11 protein-coding genes are annotated in these 18,182 nt (G+C 43.5%); 4 read left to right on the top strand and 7 right to left on the bottom strand.

All coding sequences use genetic code 11. From position 1 onward, the window contains the following. Nucleotides 1-101: 101 nt before the first annotated feature. From ABDW33_RS06955 to ABDW33_RS06940, 4 genes are all read right to left on the bottom strand, one after another. The gene (locus ABDW33_RS06955; RefSeq protein WP_343689344.1) at nt 102-4,556 is read right to left on the bottom strand and encodes a TonB-dependent receptor plug domain-containing protein; all 4,455 of its coding nucleotides are present in this window, start codon (nt 4,554-4,556) and stop codon (nt 102-104) included. A gap of 4 nt (nt 4,557-4,560) precedes the next feature. After that, entirely contained in the window at nt 4,561-6,912 is a 2,352-nt protein-coding gene (locus ABDW33_RS06950; RefSeq protein ID WP_343689343.1) for a hypothetical protein, read from the bottom strand. A gap of 214 nt (nt 6,913-7,126) precedes the next feature. Next, a complete protein-coding gene (locus tag ABDW33_RS06945; protein ID WP_343689342.1) occupies nt 7,127-8,725 on the bottom strand; it encodes a hypothetical protein in 1,599 nt (532 codons plus the stop codon). Between the two features lie 124 nt (nt 8,726-8,849). Continuing rightward, on the bottom strand, nt 8,850-11,417 hold the full coding sequence (locus tag ABDW33_RS06940; RefSeq protein ID WP_343689341.1) for a carbohydrate binding domain-containing protein: 2,568 nt from the start codon (nt 11,415-11,417) through the stop codon (nt 8,850-8,852). Between the two features lie 74 nt (nt 11,418-11,491). On the opposite strand from ABDW33_RS06940, the gene ABDW33_RS06935 reads away from it, so the two are divergent. The 3 genes from ABDW33_RS06935 (at nt 11,492) to ABDW33_RS06925 (ending at nt 14,320) form a co-directional block, all read left to right on the top strand. Further along, the gene (locus ABDW33_RS06935) at nt 11,492-12,331 is read left to right on the top strand and encodes a hypothetical protein (protein WP_343689340.1); all 840 of its coding nucleotides are present in this window, start codon (nt 11,492-11,494) and stop codon (nt 12,329-12,331) included. A 149-nt stretch (nt 12,332-12,480) separates the two neighbouring features. Next, entirely contained in the window at nt 12,481-13,839 is a 1,359-nt protein-coding gene (locus tag ABDW33_RS06930) for a sigma 54-interacting transcriptional regulator (protein WP_343689339.1), read from the top strand. A gap of 82 nt (nt 13,840-13,921) precedes the next feature. After that, a complete protein-coding gene (locus ABDW33_RS06925) occupies nt 13,922-14,320 on the top strand; it encodes a helix-turn-helix transcriptional regulator (protein WP_343689338.1) in 399 nt (132 codons plus the stop codon). Here the strand turns inward: ABDW33_RS06925 and ABDW33_RS06920 are convergent. Together ABDW33_RS06920 and glk are read right to left on the bottom strand one after the other, a co-directional pair. After that, the gene (locus tag ABDW33_RS06920) at nt 14,310-15,536 is read right to left on the bottom strand and encodes a WG repeat-containing protein (protein WP_343689337.1); all 1,227 of its coding nucleotides are present in this window, start codon (nt 15,534-15,536) and stop codon (nt 14,310-14,312) included. The genes ABDW33_RS06925 and ABDW33_RS06920 overlap by 11 nt on opposite strands. A 53-nt stretch (nt 15,537-15,589) precedes the next feature. Beyond that, on the bottom strand, nt 15,590-16,612 hold the full coding sequence (gene glk / locus ABDW33_RS06915; protein ID WP_343689336.1) for a glucokinase: 1,023 nt from the start codon (nt 16,610-16,612) through the stop codon (nt 15,590-15,592). A 66-nt stretch (nt 16,613-16,678) separates the two neighbouring features. Here glk and ABDW33_RS06910 point away from each other — a divergent pair, with 66 nt between their 5' ends. Further along, nucleotides 16,679-17,290, top strand: a complete 612-nt coding sequence (locus tag ABDW33_RS06910) for a family 16 glycoside hydrolase (RefSeq protein WP_343689335.1) — start codon at nt 16,679-16,681, stop codon at nt 17,288-17,290. A gap of 121 nt (nt 17,291-17,411) precedes the next feature. On the opposite strand, the gene ABDW33_RS06905 is transcribed toward ABDW33_RS06910, so the two are convergent. Beyond that, entirely contained in the window at nt 17,412-18,179 is a 768-nt protein-coding gene (locus ABDW33_RS06905) for a hypothetical protein (protein ID WP_343689334.1), read from the bottom strand. Between the last annotated feature and the right edge of the window lie 3 nt (nt 18,180-18,182).

Raw genomic sequence — 18,182 nt, 5'->3', positions numbered from 1 at the left:
AAGATATGCTTTAGGGCTGCAAATTGATTGCTGTTGATACAAAAAAGAGCTTATATCAATATGAATGATACAAGCTCTTTTAATGCGGTAACTTAATGCATTCAGGGAATAATACTGACAGTTTCTCCTGCCTGCCAGTATTTATCTTCCGGCTGATAATAGAAATAGCCCGCACCCGCTTTTGCCTGGTAGGTACCGGGTACATCCACTTTCAGGTCCAGTGCTATCTTTTTCGTTTCTTTTGGATGCATACCCCGCCAATAGCATACAAGGTAATTATCAAAGATTTCATAGTACGCAATCTGGTTGTTATCTACCAATTCCTTTAGTTGCCATGGTTGCATCGATAGCCCTCCGGGAATCCCCACTTTTACGACCGCCATGCCCTGTTCATCAGTGCTGGTATTGGTAATATTGATATGCATGCGAACGGTTTCCCCTATTTTAGCATGGTGGGTACTGAGCAGTGTCTCAAATTTCAGCAAAGCGTTTTCGCTGGTAGGGGGTGTGTTGGTGAAGTAATTGCAGCGGAAAGTGTAGGGAATTCCTTCTTTACTGTTATATCGTACAGCAAACCTGTTCTCATTTGACAGAACATTTGAATAAAGTTTTTCCCCTGGCCTGATCACCTTTCCATTCAGTATAAAAGTAACCGTGCTATCCTGCATAGCTGATTTCTCCAGGTTGAAGTAAGCTGCCAGTGCCGTCAATGCCTGTACATTGCCTTGGGTAGAGCCAAAGCCGGCGTAATTCTTTTTACTTAGTATGCCAGCAATAATTTGCGCGATCCGCGCCTTACGGGGTGCGGGTTCGCGCATGAGTGCCATTGCATACATGGCCATTGTTTCAACATATAGGGATATGCCTTGTGAGGCGACAACTGATGTACGGAGAGGTAATTGCCCATTTTTAAACAATTGATCCAATTTGTTTAAAAGTTCATTGAAATCTGCTGTTTTATGCAGATTGTCAGCAGCGAGTGCCATCATAGATAATTGATAACCTTCATTACTTTCTTTTGCGGCTTTCAAAGCATATTCATATTCCGGTTGAATATCCTTACCCGCATTCGTTTGTGACAGTGCATACACGATATATGCATTCAATACTTCCGGTGGTACGGCCCGGAATTGATCTGCGCCTCCGGGTGTAGGCCTGAATCCTCCCTTGCCGTCACGATGATCCAAAAGGAATTTTTCTGTTCTTTTCAGCATATTGGTATCTACAGCAATAAACTCTTTCATGGCAGTGAACTCCAGTAATCCGTAGGCCGTCAATGCTACATGGGCAGGAGCACGTCCAAACCATTCGAATCCATTCTCGGATGTTTCGAACCTGATCAGCCTGTTGTAGCCATCCTGCAGATAATCCCTGGCTTTTTGCTCCAGTTCAGTATCACGATGTATGGCACTCTTCATTAGTTGCAGGATGAGTATATTGGGAAAGGTTGAACTGGATGTTTGCTCAAAGCATCCATGCGGTTCACGAAGCATACTTTTCACAGCATCCATTATCTGATCCGGAACTGTTTGTAAGTCCAGTGTGAGTGTTGGATTGACCGCCGGAGAAATATCTGAAATCCTGAATGTCGAATCTTTTGATTGATTTCCGGAGAAAACCACATGCATTGGAAATGCTTTTTCTTCTGCTGTGAAAGGAAGGGAAATAGCCTGGTTATTTACATTGATCCTGATATTGCCAGACATGGGATAGGTTGGTATAATATCAAGAAAAAGCTGTGCATCACCGTTCTTTATTACGGTGATAGCTTTAATGGATGTATCTCCACTAAACCCATCCGGTAATACGAGGTGTACATGGGCCATCTTATCTTCGCTGGTATAATTCTTCAGTACAACCGGGATCTTAACATGATCGCCAACATTAATGTAGGGGGGGATTTTAGCATCTATACTGACTGCATCATTTGACGCATAGGTGTATTCAGCTCTGCCAATAACGCCATTGTAACCAATACCTTCTGTAACAGCTCTGAAGGTAGTATTGGCATCGGAGTTGTAAAATTCTACACTAGCCTGACCATAACGGTTTGTCTGAATAGTGGGATTCCAGTAAATAGTTTCTCTGAAATCATTTTTTATTTCCGTTTCGGTCGTGAGGTATTTGGGAGCGTAGAAGATGGGTACCTGGCTGAAGAGCTGATGCTCAGCCGGTGTGGTTAATTTCCTGATAGCGTAGGTCCTGGATTTGCCCAGTGTGAACTGTATTCTGCCTTCACGACGGTATCCGCTGGTAGTTATAACAATAGCTCCATCAGTTCCTCTTGCACCATATATGGCAGTCGCGTCTGCTTGTTTGATTACAGTAATGGAGGAAATTTCATTGGGATTAATCAAACTGAGGATATTGCCTTGTACCGGTACACCATCGAGAATATATAATGGGCCTTCCCCATTAGTTAAAGAATTTTGGCCACGTATTTGAACGGTTATACCCTGGGCCGGATTACCGGAAGCCTGTTGAATCACTATACCGGGCATTCGTCCTTGTAATGCAAGCAGTGGATTATTAGGATCAGTTGGGAAATAGGTACTTTGGTTAACCACCGTTACAGCACCAGTTGAAATCGATTTACGGGTTACTCCATATGCTACTATTACAACTTCACTTAATTTGGAAGGATTGTCTGACCATCGCGTGTCATTTGTGACCATAGATGGATACGTCGCAATCGCTTCCCTTAGCCCTGTTTTCAGCGGCTTGAACAGGCCCGCTTCCTGCCTGTTGTAACCAATGCCATTCTGCACAATATTAATCACAGCACTATCCTTGTCGGGGCTTTCTGCCATGAGACAGTATTCCGAACCAGGATCCACATCTGTAAAAAAGAACTGCCCGTTGTGAGATGTAATTTGTTCAACTCCCAGTTTCCTTTTTACATTGAATAAATAGAGTTTAGTTTTCAGCGGGTTGCCCTTTTTGCCAGCAATATTACCACTCAGTATATTTAGCTTATCTGGTGTGAACAATAGCTTATTACCAGTATTTACTACTTCTGTAAATGCAAAGTAGCGATACCCCTGTGTCAGCATCAGTATATCCAGCGCGCTATCAGCTTTCGGTTCATCTTGTTTGAAATAGAATTGTGGTTCCTCCACTTTTCCTCTCAATTCACTACTCATTAGCAACCATGATAAAATATGATCCTGTTTATCGTCCGCCATGGTCCATAATTTGTCGTCAATCACTGAGAGGGAGAGATTAGATGGAACCGGCCGGCCATCAGCATTTTTTGTTGTGATAGTCATCTTTACTTTCTCCCTCGGCTCATAACTGGCTTTGTCTGTTGATATGTTTACCTGCAAACCATTACGCTTGTTCATAAAGATTACACGTTCGGCTACCTTCAAACGGCGGCTGTTACGTAAAGTAAATACGACGATTCCGGTCGGGAAATCTGCTGTATCAATCTTAATCAGTTGTGCCCCACGGTGTAGGGTTGCTGTCGTTGTATAATATACATGCTCACGCATGGCAGCAGTTAATGTAATATCATCTGCGGCAGTTGTAGTAATTCTGGCATATAATTGTCCATGACTACGTACAAGGTTTAATATCATACCGTCTGCCATGGCGGGTGGTATAGGGTATGTCTGGTTGTTCACCAGGGCCGTATATTTTCTGTCTTTAGCTGGCGTAAAGGGGAGTACACCCATGCCGCCATGATAACTGGTGAAATCAACAATTTTCTGTCCCTTATCATCAAAAATTGCACCCTTTACATCCACGGGTTTACCTTTTTCATTAATCGCTTTAAACGCCAGTATGGTGGGTAAGCCTGCTACCAGGGTGCCTCCCTCCGGCATGAACTGTAGATCGATGTTATTCAATTCAATGGGAACCGCTCTGGAAATCGATTCGGTAAAACCATCGGCCATCACCGTAACGTTGAGCAATCCGTCGCTGGTATTGAGATGACCGGGTAAAATACCCGTAATGACCGCTTTGCCAGCAGTATCTGTTTTGAAATTTCCCGTTTTATATTGTTTACCGTCAATGTTGATCGTAAACTGCCCGGTATAATTTACCAATGGCTTGTTGTCAGGTGTGCGAACAGCATACTGTGCACTAATTGTGTCACCGGGGCCATACCCTTTTTTCGGAAAATCAAGCGTGATCAGCAACTTCGGGGCGATCATCCTTTGTAAGGTGAGGGACTTGCTAAACCAGGTGCTGTCTTTTTCATTCTGCATCCAGGTTGTGTAGGCTTTTATTTTATAAATGCCTCCAGGCAAACTGTCTTTAAATTTAAATCCTCCTTCAGCATAACCAATATTGATAGGATGTTTCAATTGTGATAACATGCTTCCTGAAGGGCTTATGATATCTACATTCAGTATTGTACTGGTCAACGTTGGCGTATTGGTTTGTGCGTCCACTACATAAGCTTTGTAGTAGAGTGTATCGCCCGGCTCAAAATACACATGGTTGGTATGTAGATAGACCTTTTCTTTGGTAGTACCATAATCTGGTACCTGTGCTTGTGCCGATAATAACAGGAAAAGATATATGATGGTGAGTATCTTTTTTTTCATAATGTCAGAATGAAATGGTGGCATCAATACCTGCAGTCAATGTACCTGGCAGGTTATACAAATCAAGCGCTGTGTTATTACCCTGATCAAGAAGTGATTGTCCCGGATCAACTCCTTTGTATGGCGTCCATAGCAGGATGTTTCGGAGAAAGCCTGTTAACCTGAATTTGTTTACATATCCTTTGAAATGACGCTCCAGTGTCAGCGATATATTATTGATCCGAATATAATCTGAACGCTGTATATAACTTTCAGCTATCGGTACCTGTGGAGAATGGTCCTCTTTTCTTTGCAAGGCAGAACTGGCCGAGCGACCATAATAATCGAGCATCGCAGCTGTTCCGTTCCACTTTCTTCCACCTTTTTTCCATTGCCAGTTCACACTTAGTGCTACTGATTTGTATGAAAGAAAATTACTTAATGACAACCAAAAGTCCGGATTAGGATTGCCGATTATTTTAAGTTGAGGATCCGCTAATGGATGGCCATCAGGATCAGTCACTATCTGGTGATTGGCATCGCGCAGATAGGCACTGCCCACAATAACGTTAGCGGGTGCGCCTTCCACAAGGGCTGTATGTACTTCACTAAGGCCTGCGGTTGGGGTATAATTATATCCTTTTTCAACGGCCGTAATAATTTGCTTGTTGGTAGAAAAGGAAAGTCCGCTGTTAAATTTCCCCTTTCTGTTAAACATGCTGATATCCTCATGAGTAAAAAATATCTCCCACCCCTTGTTCACATGGTTGGCAACATTTTTTAACTGAATGGTATTACCACTGATGATGGGAACTACATCATGACTGGTTTGACGCTGGTAGTAAGAGAAAGAGACGTTGAACAAAGCATAGTTTACCGCCAGATCATAATCCCATTCCTTATGGTGAGTAGACTGTAGCTGTTTATATTGGTTTACTTCGGTTATAGGAAGAAAAGAAGGGAGAGTCGCTGCGGTATATCTCACCAGGTTGATGGCCGACTGGGATTGTTGAATAGGCAATTCGTTATCGAAATGATTGAAATGTGATCGGAAACGGATCCATAACATATGCCGGTCAATGTATCGCTCTTTTACTACTGCTATTGTAGCACCAGGTAACCAGTAGTTCGACCTGGCAGTCGTATTGGAGAGATATAATTTATTACCTACATCGGCAAGAAAAGTCCAGCCTGCTGATAATTGATATGCTGCATGATAGCTGAGATTAGGCTCATGGATGATACGCCTGTAGCTATAATCCTGTATGATGCCTTTATACCTGATGTCTGTGTGTAGATTGGAATAGTTATAATTTAGTTCAACGGATGAACTTAATTCATCAAAAAGTTGCTGGGCGAATTTATACTTTGCATTGCCTTTCGTCAGAAAGCGGTAGTCGTTTTGCTCCCTGCGAATCACACTGCCATCGGGAAATCCCGTGGTGCCTGGTGCATATGCTTCTATACTGGTGGTTGATTCATTTTGAAAATTAGGAACGATATTGTAACTAAACGCACCTGATTTTTTTTCGATTACAATACTGGCATTTCGGGAGTGCCTGTGATAAGCGTTGTCATGATCCTGCAGTAGAAAAAGCGGATTGTCTGCACTACTACTATAGCTTCGCTGATCAGTCCCGATCATAGTACCCTGGGAATTCTGAAAACTCACCGGCGTAAGTAATGAATATTGATATACCCTGTTTAGAAAACCATTTCTATTGCTATAAGTAAAGTGATCAGCTACATCTGCGTAAATAAAATTAAGTTTCAGTTCCCGGGCATTGTGTTCCAGGTTTACTTCCCATTTTTGTCGCTCATTATCGTTCTGCCGGATAATGCTTCTTTCATTTCCCTTTCCTGCCTTTAGTTCCAGTGACCAGCTATTCCCTGCCAGATTCCGGTAGGTTGTTTTAAGCAGCAGATCATTACCGAGCTTCATTCCCGTTCTCAGGATTCCATTATCATATACTTTCGCAGCCTGACCATTGCCAGTACCTTTTGCTACCAGCCGGCCGTTCTGATCATACATGTAGTTACTACCATCAAATTCAAGTGTGGAGATAGCAGGTCCATAGCTGAAGAGGGTACCTGTTTCCGGTCCAAGATACTGACTATTTATACCCTGCGCATACTCGTGTTGTAGTGCTGGCTGCAGGTTGGCGTGGCTGAGTGCGGCCGACGTACTATAAGTTCCGTTAATTGTCAATGTCCGCACTTTGTCATGGAGGATGTACTGGTTGCCGGAAACAGTAATATTTCGCGTGGAATTGGGATATTGCAGGTTGCCTTTCACTTGTTTCACCTCCCGGTTCACACTACCTTGTGGCAAATTAAATACCGCTCTCGGTGTATCCACCCTCCTCACTAACCTCATATAATCCTCATTTGTCTGTGCCCTCGACAAAACAGGCAATAATAACAAGAGTAAAAAATATCTCAAGGCATTCAGTTTGGAGTTATGATGCGCAAAAAATCAGAATTGCATAAATGTAGCCAAAAATTTTTCTACTCATTTTCATATAACCGCAAAAAAAAACTGCCCATCGATAAGACGGGCAGTTTGAACACTTGTTGGGCATTGGTCATGATCAGGGCTGTAACCACACGACTCTCACTCCTCTATGGTCTGTATTACTATCCATTTTCAGGGTAATGAACCTGCCTTTGTCATTATCATAGTCAGAAACACCCATCACCAATGGATGACCATCATCATCCTTATTCACATTCAGGCCAAAAAGTGGCTTGTATTCCGGCTGCTCATTACTGGCATCACATATATAATAATATCCATCGGTATCTCTCACGGAGTGAAAAGACACGCCTTTCCCCTTCGCCGCTTTCTTCATGTTCTCATCCGTATTGTTCATGGTCACATAAACCCTGTCTTTATACTGAAAGCAGGCATACCCCCTGTATTGCTCTCCTTTAATAAGCGGTTGTGCACTACGGGCTACTCTTTCTGTATTGAAAGCAGCGATCTCCCAGTTTCGCAGTTCAGCATGCCTTGGTATCACACAGCTATATTCCGGTTGTCCGTTCACATCATAGGAAACCACTGCCAGCCAATCTTTGATGCAATATACATATGAAGCAGAATTAAGCGGTTTGACCTGCTTGCGGGTCAGTTCCTCATATATAATGGAAAATCCGCCATCGCTGCGTACAAATATGTTTTGAGGCATACCTGTGAAGTCCCTCCCGGCAATTGCCTGTGTTTTCTCATTGGCCTTGGCCGGGAAGATGTTGATCTCCTGTTCTGGTGTCCGCCCTGTAGGATCTACAAAACCCATAATACCTGCGTACTTTTCGCTATCGCCGGCTTCTGCGTGTGCATAACCGATGAATAATAGTTTCTTCGTAATGGGGTTAAACTTTACCAGGCCACTATCGATTACCTTTCTTACACCAATATTCAGTTTGCTGATTTCAAGGGTGTCGGAAGTTTTATTGAGGGACGCCATAATGAGCTGTCCTTTTTTGTCTCCGACTTCCGTTTGGTTGTAAATATGTGCAAAGAGGCATACCTTCTCATCGCCCAATACTGCCATATCCAGGTAATTGATATTTTTATAGCGGGTATCGCGGTTATTGTAATAAGCTCTTGAAATTTCTTTGTGATTGCCTGCGTACCATACTACTTCCAGGTTGCCGTTCACACTTCTGTCGTTATTGTGCAGGACTACCAGTGCGTAGTTTTCACTTTGGGGATCCTTCCTTACAAAGAAAGATGTCACAGGTTCATACTGCGTAATGAATGGCTGTGCAAAATAGGCATAGCGGTTAGTCATGACCAGTTTCTCATCTCTCTTAATGTAACCGGTCGTGCCATCTATTATCAGGCGGTACAATACAGGCTGTCTGGATTCGACTTCTGAGATAAACACAACTATGTCGTTGTTCGATTCAAATATGGCATTGATACAACTACCCAGCAGGTTACCAAAGTTGGCACTCTTATGCGACTGTGCTTTAGGCCTGTTTTCTTCATCATAGATGTCCACGTAAATGCCGTCCTTTGAAGTAATCTGCAAAAAAACGGTATTCCCGTTTTTCATATGCAGGATACGGCCATAACCAGATACCGGCTCTTTGAAAAGAGGGCTTTGAGATACAGTGGTGAGCTGTGCATAGGTTACCACCACCTGCATCATTACGAACATGATAATCAGGGATAATTTCTTCATTGTTTCCATAGGTATATGATGAAGCAAAGATAGATAGTTTTATTAATATGTACTAAAATAAATAGCAACGCCCACATACTTTTAAGAAGTATATGGGCGTTGCAAAAGTCAACAGACTGTCCTGCTATTGCACTAAAATTTCGTCTGTAAATAACCAGGAGGTTGATCCCACAAAAAGATATCCTTCCGGAATTGCCCCGAAGGCCTTGCCTGTTACTTTTATGTACCGCGCATTTCCCTTTACAGGTATGCTGAACTGTTGCAGATAAGGCTCTCCCCGTACATTCTTACTATTGGTTACCCTCCCGGCCAGCTTGAAGTTCTTTCCATCCCTGGAAGTGTACACCGCCACCTCTTTAGGTAGGAAAATTCCGCTATTCGGATCACATAAAAAACTGGCAGTCACCCTTTTCATAGGAGTTGCGCTACCCATATCAATCGTCGCATCCAGATCTTTTCCATTGAATCCTAACCATTTACCACACTTGAATGCAGTAGTACCCATTGTGCCATCTGTGAGAGTGCTGTCGCCGAGAGCTGCATATTGGGTAGCATATGGTTGGGCAATAGTTACCTTTTTTCCCAAAGCGAGGTTCACCGGAACAAAGGTACTGGAGCCTGCTATGGACCTGCCGTGGTCAAAAATACCAGCAGAGATAGTACTGGCTGCGTGAACCGTAATGGGCGTTGTATACAAAGGAGACTGTGCATCGGGTAACTGATTGATCCCATAACGGATCTCCCTGTTGGAGCTGGTATTAATATTCACGGTTGCAGTACGGTCTTCATTAATTCTGTACGTGATGACCGGATCAGGACTGGCCGTCAGCACATCAAACCATGCTGTTCCCTGCTGGATTAATTCCAGCGAAAGAATAGCCGTTGTAGAAGAAGCGGGTGCCTGGAACGTGAAATTATATTCTTTCCAATCAGGTGTCAGTGTGTAAGTATGATCCTGCTCCATAGCATCAATTGCGATGCGGAAGGCCGGCATACGTTCCTGAACTTTGGCTTTTGCTCTGATAGACACTGTATAACTATTCCCCTTTGTCATCACCATCGGAACTAGTCTGATCTTATTACCACCACTATCTACAGGTGTGATTAACCGCAGGCTAAACATTCCCTCTACATGCTGACGGGGATCTGCAAAGAAGGATGCACCGATATCCGCTTTTCGCTGACTGGTACTCGTTACATTACTGCCAATTGGTAATCCCGGACTCACGATCTTTTCAAAACCAGGATTCGGGGTCATGTTGTCTCCAGAGATTACTGAGCTATCAATGCTCCTGACTAAATAGACCCGCGTACCATACGCATCAATAATGTCATGAATAATACCATTCTCTAAAGCCACTTCTCTGTTCTCAAACCAACACGCTGCCGACCCATTTTTATGCAGGTCTGTTGTCAACGTATATACTTTCGGCTTATTCTCATTGTTCACGGCAATTAGCAATGTATTCCCCCGATAACTGAATGACTTCGTTAGTATTTTGGGATCATCTGCATGGAGGTCAGGCGCGATATCCGCGGAGAGCAGGAAGGAGGTCATCTGCGCTGTTTCTACGGCGACATCGCTGGCAGCAGACCATGCAGATACTGATTGCGGGTTTAGATTCCCCGGTGCATGTACGTAGTACTGAATACCCTTGGCTCCGCCGATCAGGCCCATGTAAGTCATCAGCCGGATCTCAGCACCGGTTGGCTCCCTGTTCCACATTTCCTGCCCACCAAATGCCTGTGGCACCAGCCAGACAGATTTTGCATACTGATAAGTGGAAACATACTGTGTCAAATCGTCTATTACTTTGTCCGCAGGACCCGGAATAGGGTAGGGGTCAGTCATTGCTATATCCATGGTGTTGCTGAAATCTTTTGCCTTCTGTGGCATCATGAAGACAATAGATACCGGGTGATAAGGGTCCAGCTCATGAATCATTTTATACGCTGCTTCGAGTACAGATGGTGGTCGGCCCTGCCCATCCGGTTCATCATTGATATAATAAGATAATAACGCAGGATGATCTTTAAAGGCCAATACTTCACTCTTTAGCAGCGCTAGTTTTTCTTCTTCAGTTTTGTCCAGGCCTTTGTCACCATTATGCCCGCTGCCAACGAGAGAGTTTAACCCATATTGTACCTTAACACCTACCTGTGCACAGCGGTCCATATACTGTTTACGCTCCGCTAGCCCATCAGGAAGATTTTCCTGATATACGCCGATCATATTGAAGCCATGTGTAACTTCTCTTTCCGGCAGGTCACCTACCGGAACACAATAAAACCCAAACGGGAAGAAAGGCAGTCCATCTGCGATTAATCCTCCTGTCAGCTGGTCTATCTGTACAGCGTTTGCTTTTGGTGCCAGTTTGGTGATATTGATATCTCCTTTCTGAACCGTACTATTTTCTTTCTCCAATACATAGTGCAAGGCAGTTGTACCAATAGGTAATACATCCAGATTAAATTGAGCAGACAGCCTTAACCCTTCTGTTTTAGCAGTCGTTGGCAGTTTTTCGGAACGAATCGATAAACTCAGTTTGTAATTGCCCTGATCTGGCAGGATGCAGATGATAGTGCCTTCTTTCTCAGTTTGATAATAATTGTACCTGTTAAAGATTTTGACCTGCGCATGTAATACCACCCCCCATATGCATAGGAGTGCACTCAGCATGACTTTCTTCATTGAGACCTGTTTTAATAATGTACGGGTAAAGTATAAAAAAGATGATGATAAAAAAACATATTTTTGCTCTTCATATGAAACGAATCCTCCTTGCCTCATTACTACTGGCTGTCATGACTCCTGTCATTGCCCAGACAGCTGATAGATTAGAATATCCTCTCTGGACATTGGAAAAAGGTACTTTGCTGTCAGTTTATGCTGACAAGGCCTACATCCGCAGCACACCATCGGTAAACGGAACGATCGTAGACTCCTTATTGGCCGGTAGCCCGTTGGTAGCAGATGAGGTGATCACTACTGCTCCATTAACCATGAAGGGCCTGACAACTGCTTGGTTAAAAACGCATTATAGTGCCGGTGGAAAGGAAATAAAAGGATATATATGGGTTGGCCTGCTTGCCCTGAACACGGTTATAAAAGACGATGTCACTTTCGTATATGGGTTAGAGAAAAGGACGGTATTATCAGCAACTGAAGAAATGCTAACCGTTCGTATCAAAGCATTGGACCAGGCACATAGGATACTGGACATGAAAGAATGGACCGTAAATGGCGGTGAAAATGCCAGAAGTACGCAAAGCAAACTATTGGGGGAAATGGGACTGGAAAACGTTAAAGAGATCTTCCGTATCAACTTCAGCGGAGATGCCTGTGGCTTGCCAACCGATTACTATTACTTTGGCTGGAATGGTAGTAAATTGCTGCCATTGCCCGGCAAATCCAATACATTCGATGCGGGTGCATTTGCCTATACTGAAACGTTGATCTTCCCAAAGGAAGTAGGCGGCCAGCCAGGAAAAATTATGAAACTGATGGTTACCGAACAATATGGTGAAGATGGGGAAACCATCGAAAGCAAGAAAGTAGAAAAGGAAACCTACACCTGGGACGGTACAAAAGCTACCAAACAATAATCATTATTTTTACGACTATTCGTTAATCTGTAAAAATATACGAAATATCGTAAATCGGTTTTGCTGCAATAGATGTTAACTGGTTTATTTTCAGGTTTTTATATACTGGAATGACCTTTGTCTGCCTTTTCATGATCAATTCAATTCTCATGAAGCAAGGCAACATGATGGTAGAATTTCTTTTATCGCTTAGCAATGACATTGCCCTGATTCGTGACAAAGACGATTTTCTCAGGGTGTTGCGGGAGCGGTTAAGAGAGGTCATCCATTTCAATGATATCGTCATCAATGTCTTTGGTGACGATGGTAAGTCCCTGGTACCATATCTTTATTATTCAGAAGGCAGGCGTAAAAACCATCCTGCATTTCAGCGCAGTGGGCACTGCAAGTTAGGGGAAGATCAGATTTTCGAAGCCGTTATGACTGCCGAACAGCCAATAGTATTTAATGTAAGAAAGTGCCTGCAGGCTAAATCGCCCCCATCGTATATTCCCTTATTTCGGGAAACCGGTATCGTGGAGTTTGCTGGTATCCGCCTCCGCACCGCAGCGCAGGACGTTGGGTGCCTTTTCCTGTTTTCTGAACAGACACGCACCTTTCCGGAACCTGTTTTACAACTCATAAAAGGCATTGCTCACCTCCTCTCCATGGTAGTGGCAAATATTCTCGCCAATGAACGCATAGCTACCCAGCTAAAAGAGATCGAAAGCTATCGGCGACAACTGGAGCAGCACCCACCCGTGCGCAGCGAAAACACCTATACAGACATTGTAGGCAACGGCCGGGAAATGCAGCAGGTCTTTCATCTTATTTCGCAGGTAGCCCCTATGGACAGCACTGTATTGATTCTTGGTGAAACCGGTACAGGCAAGGAGCTCGTTTCAAAAGCCATTCATAATCGCTCGTCCCGGCGAAACAAATTGCTCGTAAAAGTAAATTGTGCCGCCCTTCCCGCCAACCTCATAGAAAGTGAATTGTTTGGACATGAGAAAGGCGCTTTTACCGGAGCAACTGAACGACGCATCGGTAAATTCGAAATGGCACACAATGGTACCCTCCTTTTAGATGAAGTAGGAGAGCTTCCATTGGAATTGCAGGCTAAGTTACTCCGTGTACTACAGGAGAAGGAAATAGAACGGATAGGTGGAAAAAGCCCCGTTCGGATTGATGTGCGAATTATAGCTGCCACTAACCGTGATCTGAGAAAAGAAGTGGATGCCGGTCGATTCAGAAAAGATCTTTATTACCGGCTGGATGTATTCCCTATCATTCTACCGCCATTGAGAGAGCGAAAAGAGGAAATTCCCGAACTGGCGGATTATTTCATTCAGCATTATGCCCGCCAGGCAGGTAAATCCAACATGCGTCTTGCAGACGACGTGAAGGCAGAAATGATGGCCTGGCACTGGCCCGGCAATGTAAGGGAACTGCAGCACCTGATAGAACGTAGCGTGTTGCTGACCCGTGGACCTGTGATCGAGCAGTCCTTTATCAGAAAAAGCCATTAAACAGCCAACAAAAGCAAGTGTTTTTACAAACAACCATTTCCTGATTCAACCGACCTTTGTTTGGTCAGCAATCCACATGACTATGCTACACATCACAGACCAGTTCAACCATGTAAACCAGTTCTTTGCATTGCTGGATGCAACGATCGCAGATATCAGATTTGCCGCTCCCGTAAAAATGAGAACCGTAAAGGAATTTGCTGCCATTTTAGAACTGCATCCCAATTATCTGAATACTTTACTCAAGCGATATACAGGTGAAAATGTGAGCTCTCATATCCGCAAACGATTACTGGATGTATCTAAAAATTTACTGCTGGAAACAGACTGGTATGTGCAGGATATAAGTTATTGTCTGGGATTTTCCGACCAGCCTAATTTTAATATGTTTTTCAAGAAGAACGTGGGATATACACCTTCAGAATTTAGAAGACTCGCTGTTGCCATAGACAACAGCGAGTCTTTATCAGCTAGTCTCTGACACCGGGTATAAATATTTCTCCTGTATTTTTGTCCATATAGCCTTTTTGTCCGTTCGGCATTTCTATCAGCAGCGCATTTCTTTCATGGTCTTCATCCAGGATTGCTTTCAGCACCGGCTTTTTTAGCTCCTGCATGGTAGCTGCCACTACTACCCCTTTCTTACCTTCCAGATAAGTTTCGATAAATGCATAACGACCTACCATGTCTTCCCTGAAGTGCACGTCGTCATAGATAAATGGTAACAGCACCTTACCAGACATATCGATTACCCCCGTTTTCCCATCTTTTACAGCTTTTATTTTAGTTGGAAAGCGCTTATCATTCGGATAATAAGACAGGTATTCCAGTGAAGTATAACCATTCAGATCCGTACTATCCAGCCCTTTGTATTGACTGGTTTCACGGTTTTCCAGTACCACGCGCCATTTACCATTCCCCATTTTATAAATATACATGTCCTTCGCTTTCTTGTTCAGTACTTCACCTTCTGCCGGCGTGGCAGAAGCAGGTTTGTCCTGTACATTGCCCGGAGATGCATTCCGGAAGCTGGCATCGTAATAAAATACCTTATCATCACCTTTCTTAGCTGCTATATACACAGTATTGCCTACGTACACTTCCTCAATATCATCGTATTCAGGTTTCAGGATCTCTCTGCCGCTCGTTACATCTACCACACCATAGGTATCACCGACTGTAATGAGGGCATATTGGTCCAGTGCCGGGTCATTAAAGCCAGTAATCTGGTTGTAAGGAGCCTTCCCATTCTGCATTTTACCTACCTGTGCGTCAAAGATGCCCATTTTACCATCTTTGTTCACAAAGTAATAACTACCCTTTGCGTAGCTGGAACGTTCAGGTAAAACGTCTGTAAATAAGCCACCGATTGGTTTGTCACTGCGGATGTCTATAATCTGATACCCCTTGATATTTCTGGCGATTGCAGTAAAGTCCTGGAAGGCGTTGGTAATGTTTGTGTAAGAAGGGGGCACTAAAACAGCACCATTGGTATTGATTAGTCCTACCTTTTTGTTACTCTCCACACGGGCATAGCCATTTCTGAATACATCAATAGTATCAAACTCTGGCTTCAGCAACATGCTTTTGTTTTTATCAGTCAGGCCCCATTTGCCTTTTTCCGTATAGGGATAAGGTCCCTGTGCCTTACACCAGACGCTTAATAAGAGCACCGGTAAGAAATATGCGGTTTTCATAGGTATGTGATTGATTGTGTTGGAGTAAAAATAGGAAAAAATTATAATATAAATCAGCACTTATTGATAGCATACCACGCAGCCCCTGTCAGGGCGGTCTTTTCATTCAGGATAATATGGATGGGAATATCTTCCAGCAAAGGTTTCATACGGCCTTTTTCCCGGAAGGCCTTCATGAAAGCACCGTAATCAATTTTCTTTACATTTTTAGGCACAATGCCGCCTCCTATATAGATACCGCCGGTGGCTTTCAACTTCAGGGCAAGGTTACCGGCTTCTGTAGCCAGGTATCGAAAAAAGATGCGCATGGTTTCTACACAAATAGCCACAGTTTCACCATTTTCACTGATCTCTGCAGCCATGTCATGTACGGCCATTCGATCCAGTAACCACCCAGGGGCGTCCATGTCTCTTTCCTCCCGTAGAAAGTTGAAGATGTTCACAATACCCGGGCCGCTGAGTATCCTCTCCCAGCTCACATGACCAAATTTCCCGCGGAGATATACCAATAGTTCATCATCCAGTTCTGTAATGGGGGAAAAATCGCTGTGCCCGCCCTCTGTGGCGAAAGGGAAGTAATGTGTACCATCCCGGAATAATCCGGCTTCACCTAAACCGGTACCTGGAGAAATTAATGCAATATTTCCTGTTTGTATTTTTCCTGTGTGTAAGGGATGAATGTCAGTTTGTTCCAATGTTGCCAGGCCATAGGCATTTGCTTCCAGATCGTTTATAATGAAAACAGGATGTTTGTCAAATTGTGCAGACAGTCTTTCAGCATCCATCTCCCAGGGTACATTTGTAATCTTTGCTTTCCCTTCCTGCACCGGGCCAGCTACGCCAAGACAAATACGGTCAGGGATAGATTCCTGCCCGATAAATTTATAGACGAGCGCATCGGGGCCTTTAAAATCTTTAGTGGGGTATTTCTCTTCTTTTGTAAGTACCAGTTTACTGCCATCGTATTTGTAAAGAGCCAGGTTTGATTTGGTGCCGCCTATATCAGCAGCGAGCAGCGTATGCGGTGGGTGAGTGGAGGGGCAGGACTGGCCCGAAGAAATGCCAATGGGTATCATTCGTTTTTCATTTTTTTACGTAATTAAGTTAGTTTATTTTCATGGGATAGCAAACCATCATCAGTTATGATCAAATTCAGTTGTAGCATTGTATTGTTGCTCATTATCATTAACCCTTCTATTGCACAACAAAAGAGTAACCTGATTCCGGAAAACAGAACTATTTCTACCTTGAAAGAAAAGCCCGGTGTGCATCTGTCTGCTGCCGAGGGGTCGGGTATTGCCTGGGTAAAAGGCGTTAATTTTACGAACGGTACGATTGAAGTGGATATGAAAGGAAAGAATATAAAGCAGGGCAGTTTTATTGGTGTAGCTTTTCACGGTGTATCCAGAGAAGATTGCGAAGCTGTGTACTTCCGGCCTTTTAATTTTGTCGCGACAGATAGCCTTGCAGCTATGCATATGGTGCAGTATGTGCAGGATACATTATATGGATGGGAACGATTGAGAGAAGAACATCCGGGCGTGTATGAGAATAAAGTGACGTCTCCTCCTGATCCAAATGGGTGGTTTCATGTAAAGGTGATAGTAGAAGGAGATGCAATCAAGGCATATGTAAATAATAGCTTGTGTCTTTCTGTTACATCATTAAATAAAAAGCATACAGGAAAAGTTGGCTTGTGGGTGGGGAATAATTCAGACGGTGACTTCGCCAATTTAGTAATTACCCGGAAGTAAATTTACAATATTAGACGGGCTGTATATAGTCCTGCAAATAAAAGAGTCGCTCCTGCCAAAGGCGAAGCGACTCTTTTATTAATTTAAATGTACGATTTAGAACTTGTTGTAACTCCTCAGCCTAGAAGATATTTGCAATCAGCTGCAACGCACCATACTTCTTTTCCGGGTTGAACATCGCCGTCGCTGAAATAGGAACATGGTATTTAAATATTGTCAAATCTCTGTTCACTGTAATCCCGGCATTCACCACATTCGGATGATTTCCGTAAAAATTCTTGTCGCCACTAAAAGAAAATCCACCGCCGACAAACGCATGCACATTGTACACGTCATCCGCAAATAACACCTGGTCCGCCTGCACATAATGGGAATACGCATTCGCCAGGCTGCTATCTGCCTTATAATAAGTATCCCTACCCAATATAATCGTATTCCAGCTCAACGTCAGCGGTAACTTCATTTTTTGGAAAGTATAGGCAATCCCTACATCCACAAAATGTGAAGTCGTTGCTTTCTTATAATCAAACAGGTCGGCATTTGGATAATTACTGAAGTTGTTAATATCCCAGATCGCTGCACTAAACCCTTTGTTCATATATTTCACATAGTAATCAAACTCTTTATAATCACCGGTGAAACTCGCACCTCCCCAGAATCCTGCCTGCCAATGCCCGTTCTTTGATTTGTAGTGCATGTCCACATCAGAAATCGGCGCGTTAGACACCTTAAACCCGCGCCACAGGTAAAGATTCCTCACTTGTAAATTCAATCCAAACGGCTCATACTTCTTTTCGGTTGCTGTTGTATCCTTATCCTGCGCACTTACTTTCTGGACAAAGAATATCCCGCATGCAACCGTGAGGGTTGCAATCAATAACTTCTTCATAAC

The sequence above is a fragment of the Chitinophaga sp. genome, assembly GCF_039596155.1.
Lineage (GTDB): Bacteria > Bacteroidota > Bacteroidia > Chitinophagales > Chitinophagaceae > Chitinophaga.
This window is presented reverse-complemented; position numbering and strand designations above follow the sequence as displayed.

Bases quoted from the DNA above. Each gene is read 5' to 3' on its own strand.
- ABDW33_RS06955 (WP_343689344.1), bottom strand. From the start codon at position 4,556: ATGAAAAAAAAGATACTCACCATCATATATCTTTTCCTGTTATTATCG.
- ABDW33_RS06950 (WP_343689343.1), bottom strand. From the start codon at position 6,912: ATGAGGTTAGTGAGGAGGGTGGATACACCGAGAGCGGTATTTAATTTG.
- ABDW33_RS06945 (WP_343689342.1), bottom strand. From the start codon at position 8,725: ATGAAGAAATTATCCCTGATTATCATGTTCGTAATGATGCAGGTGGTG.
- ABDW33_RS06940 (WP_343689341.1), bottom strand. From the start codon at position 11,417: ATGAAGAAAGTCATGCTGAGTGCACTCCTATGCATATGGGGGGTGGTA.
- ABDW33_RS06935 (WP_343689340.1), top strand. From the start codon at position 11,492: ATGAAACGAATCCTCCTTGCCTCATTACTACTGGCTGTCATGACTCCT.
- ABDW33_RS06930 (WP_343689339.1), top strand. From the start codon at position 12,481: ATGAAGCAAGGCAACATGATGGTAGAATTTCTTTTATCGCTTAGCAAT.
- ABDW33_RS06925 (WP_343689338.1), top strand. From the start codon at position 13,922: ATGCTACACATCACAGACCAGTTCAACCATGTAAACCAGTTCTTTGCA.
- ABDW33_RS06920 (WP_343689337.1), bottom strand. From the start codon at position 15,536: ATGAAAACCGCATATTTCTTACCGGTGCTCTTATTAAGCGTCTGGTGT.
- glk (WP_343689336.1), bottom strand. From the start codon at position 16,612: ATGATACCCATTGGCATTTCTTCGGGCCAGTCCTGCCCCTCCACTCAC.
- ABDW33_RS06910 (WP_343689335.1), top strand. From the start codon at position 16,679: ATGATCAAATTCAGTTGTAGCATTGTATTGTTGCTCATTATCATTAAC.
- ABDW33_RS06905 (WP_343689334.1), bottom strand. From the start codon at position 18,179: ATGAAGAAGTTATTGATTGCAACCCTCACGGTTGCATGCGGGATATTC.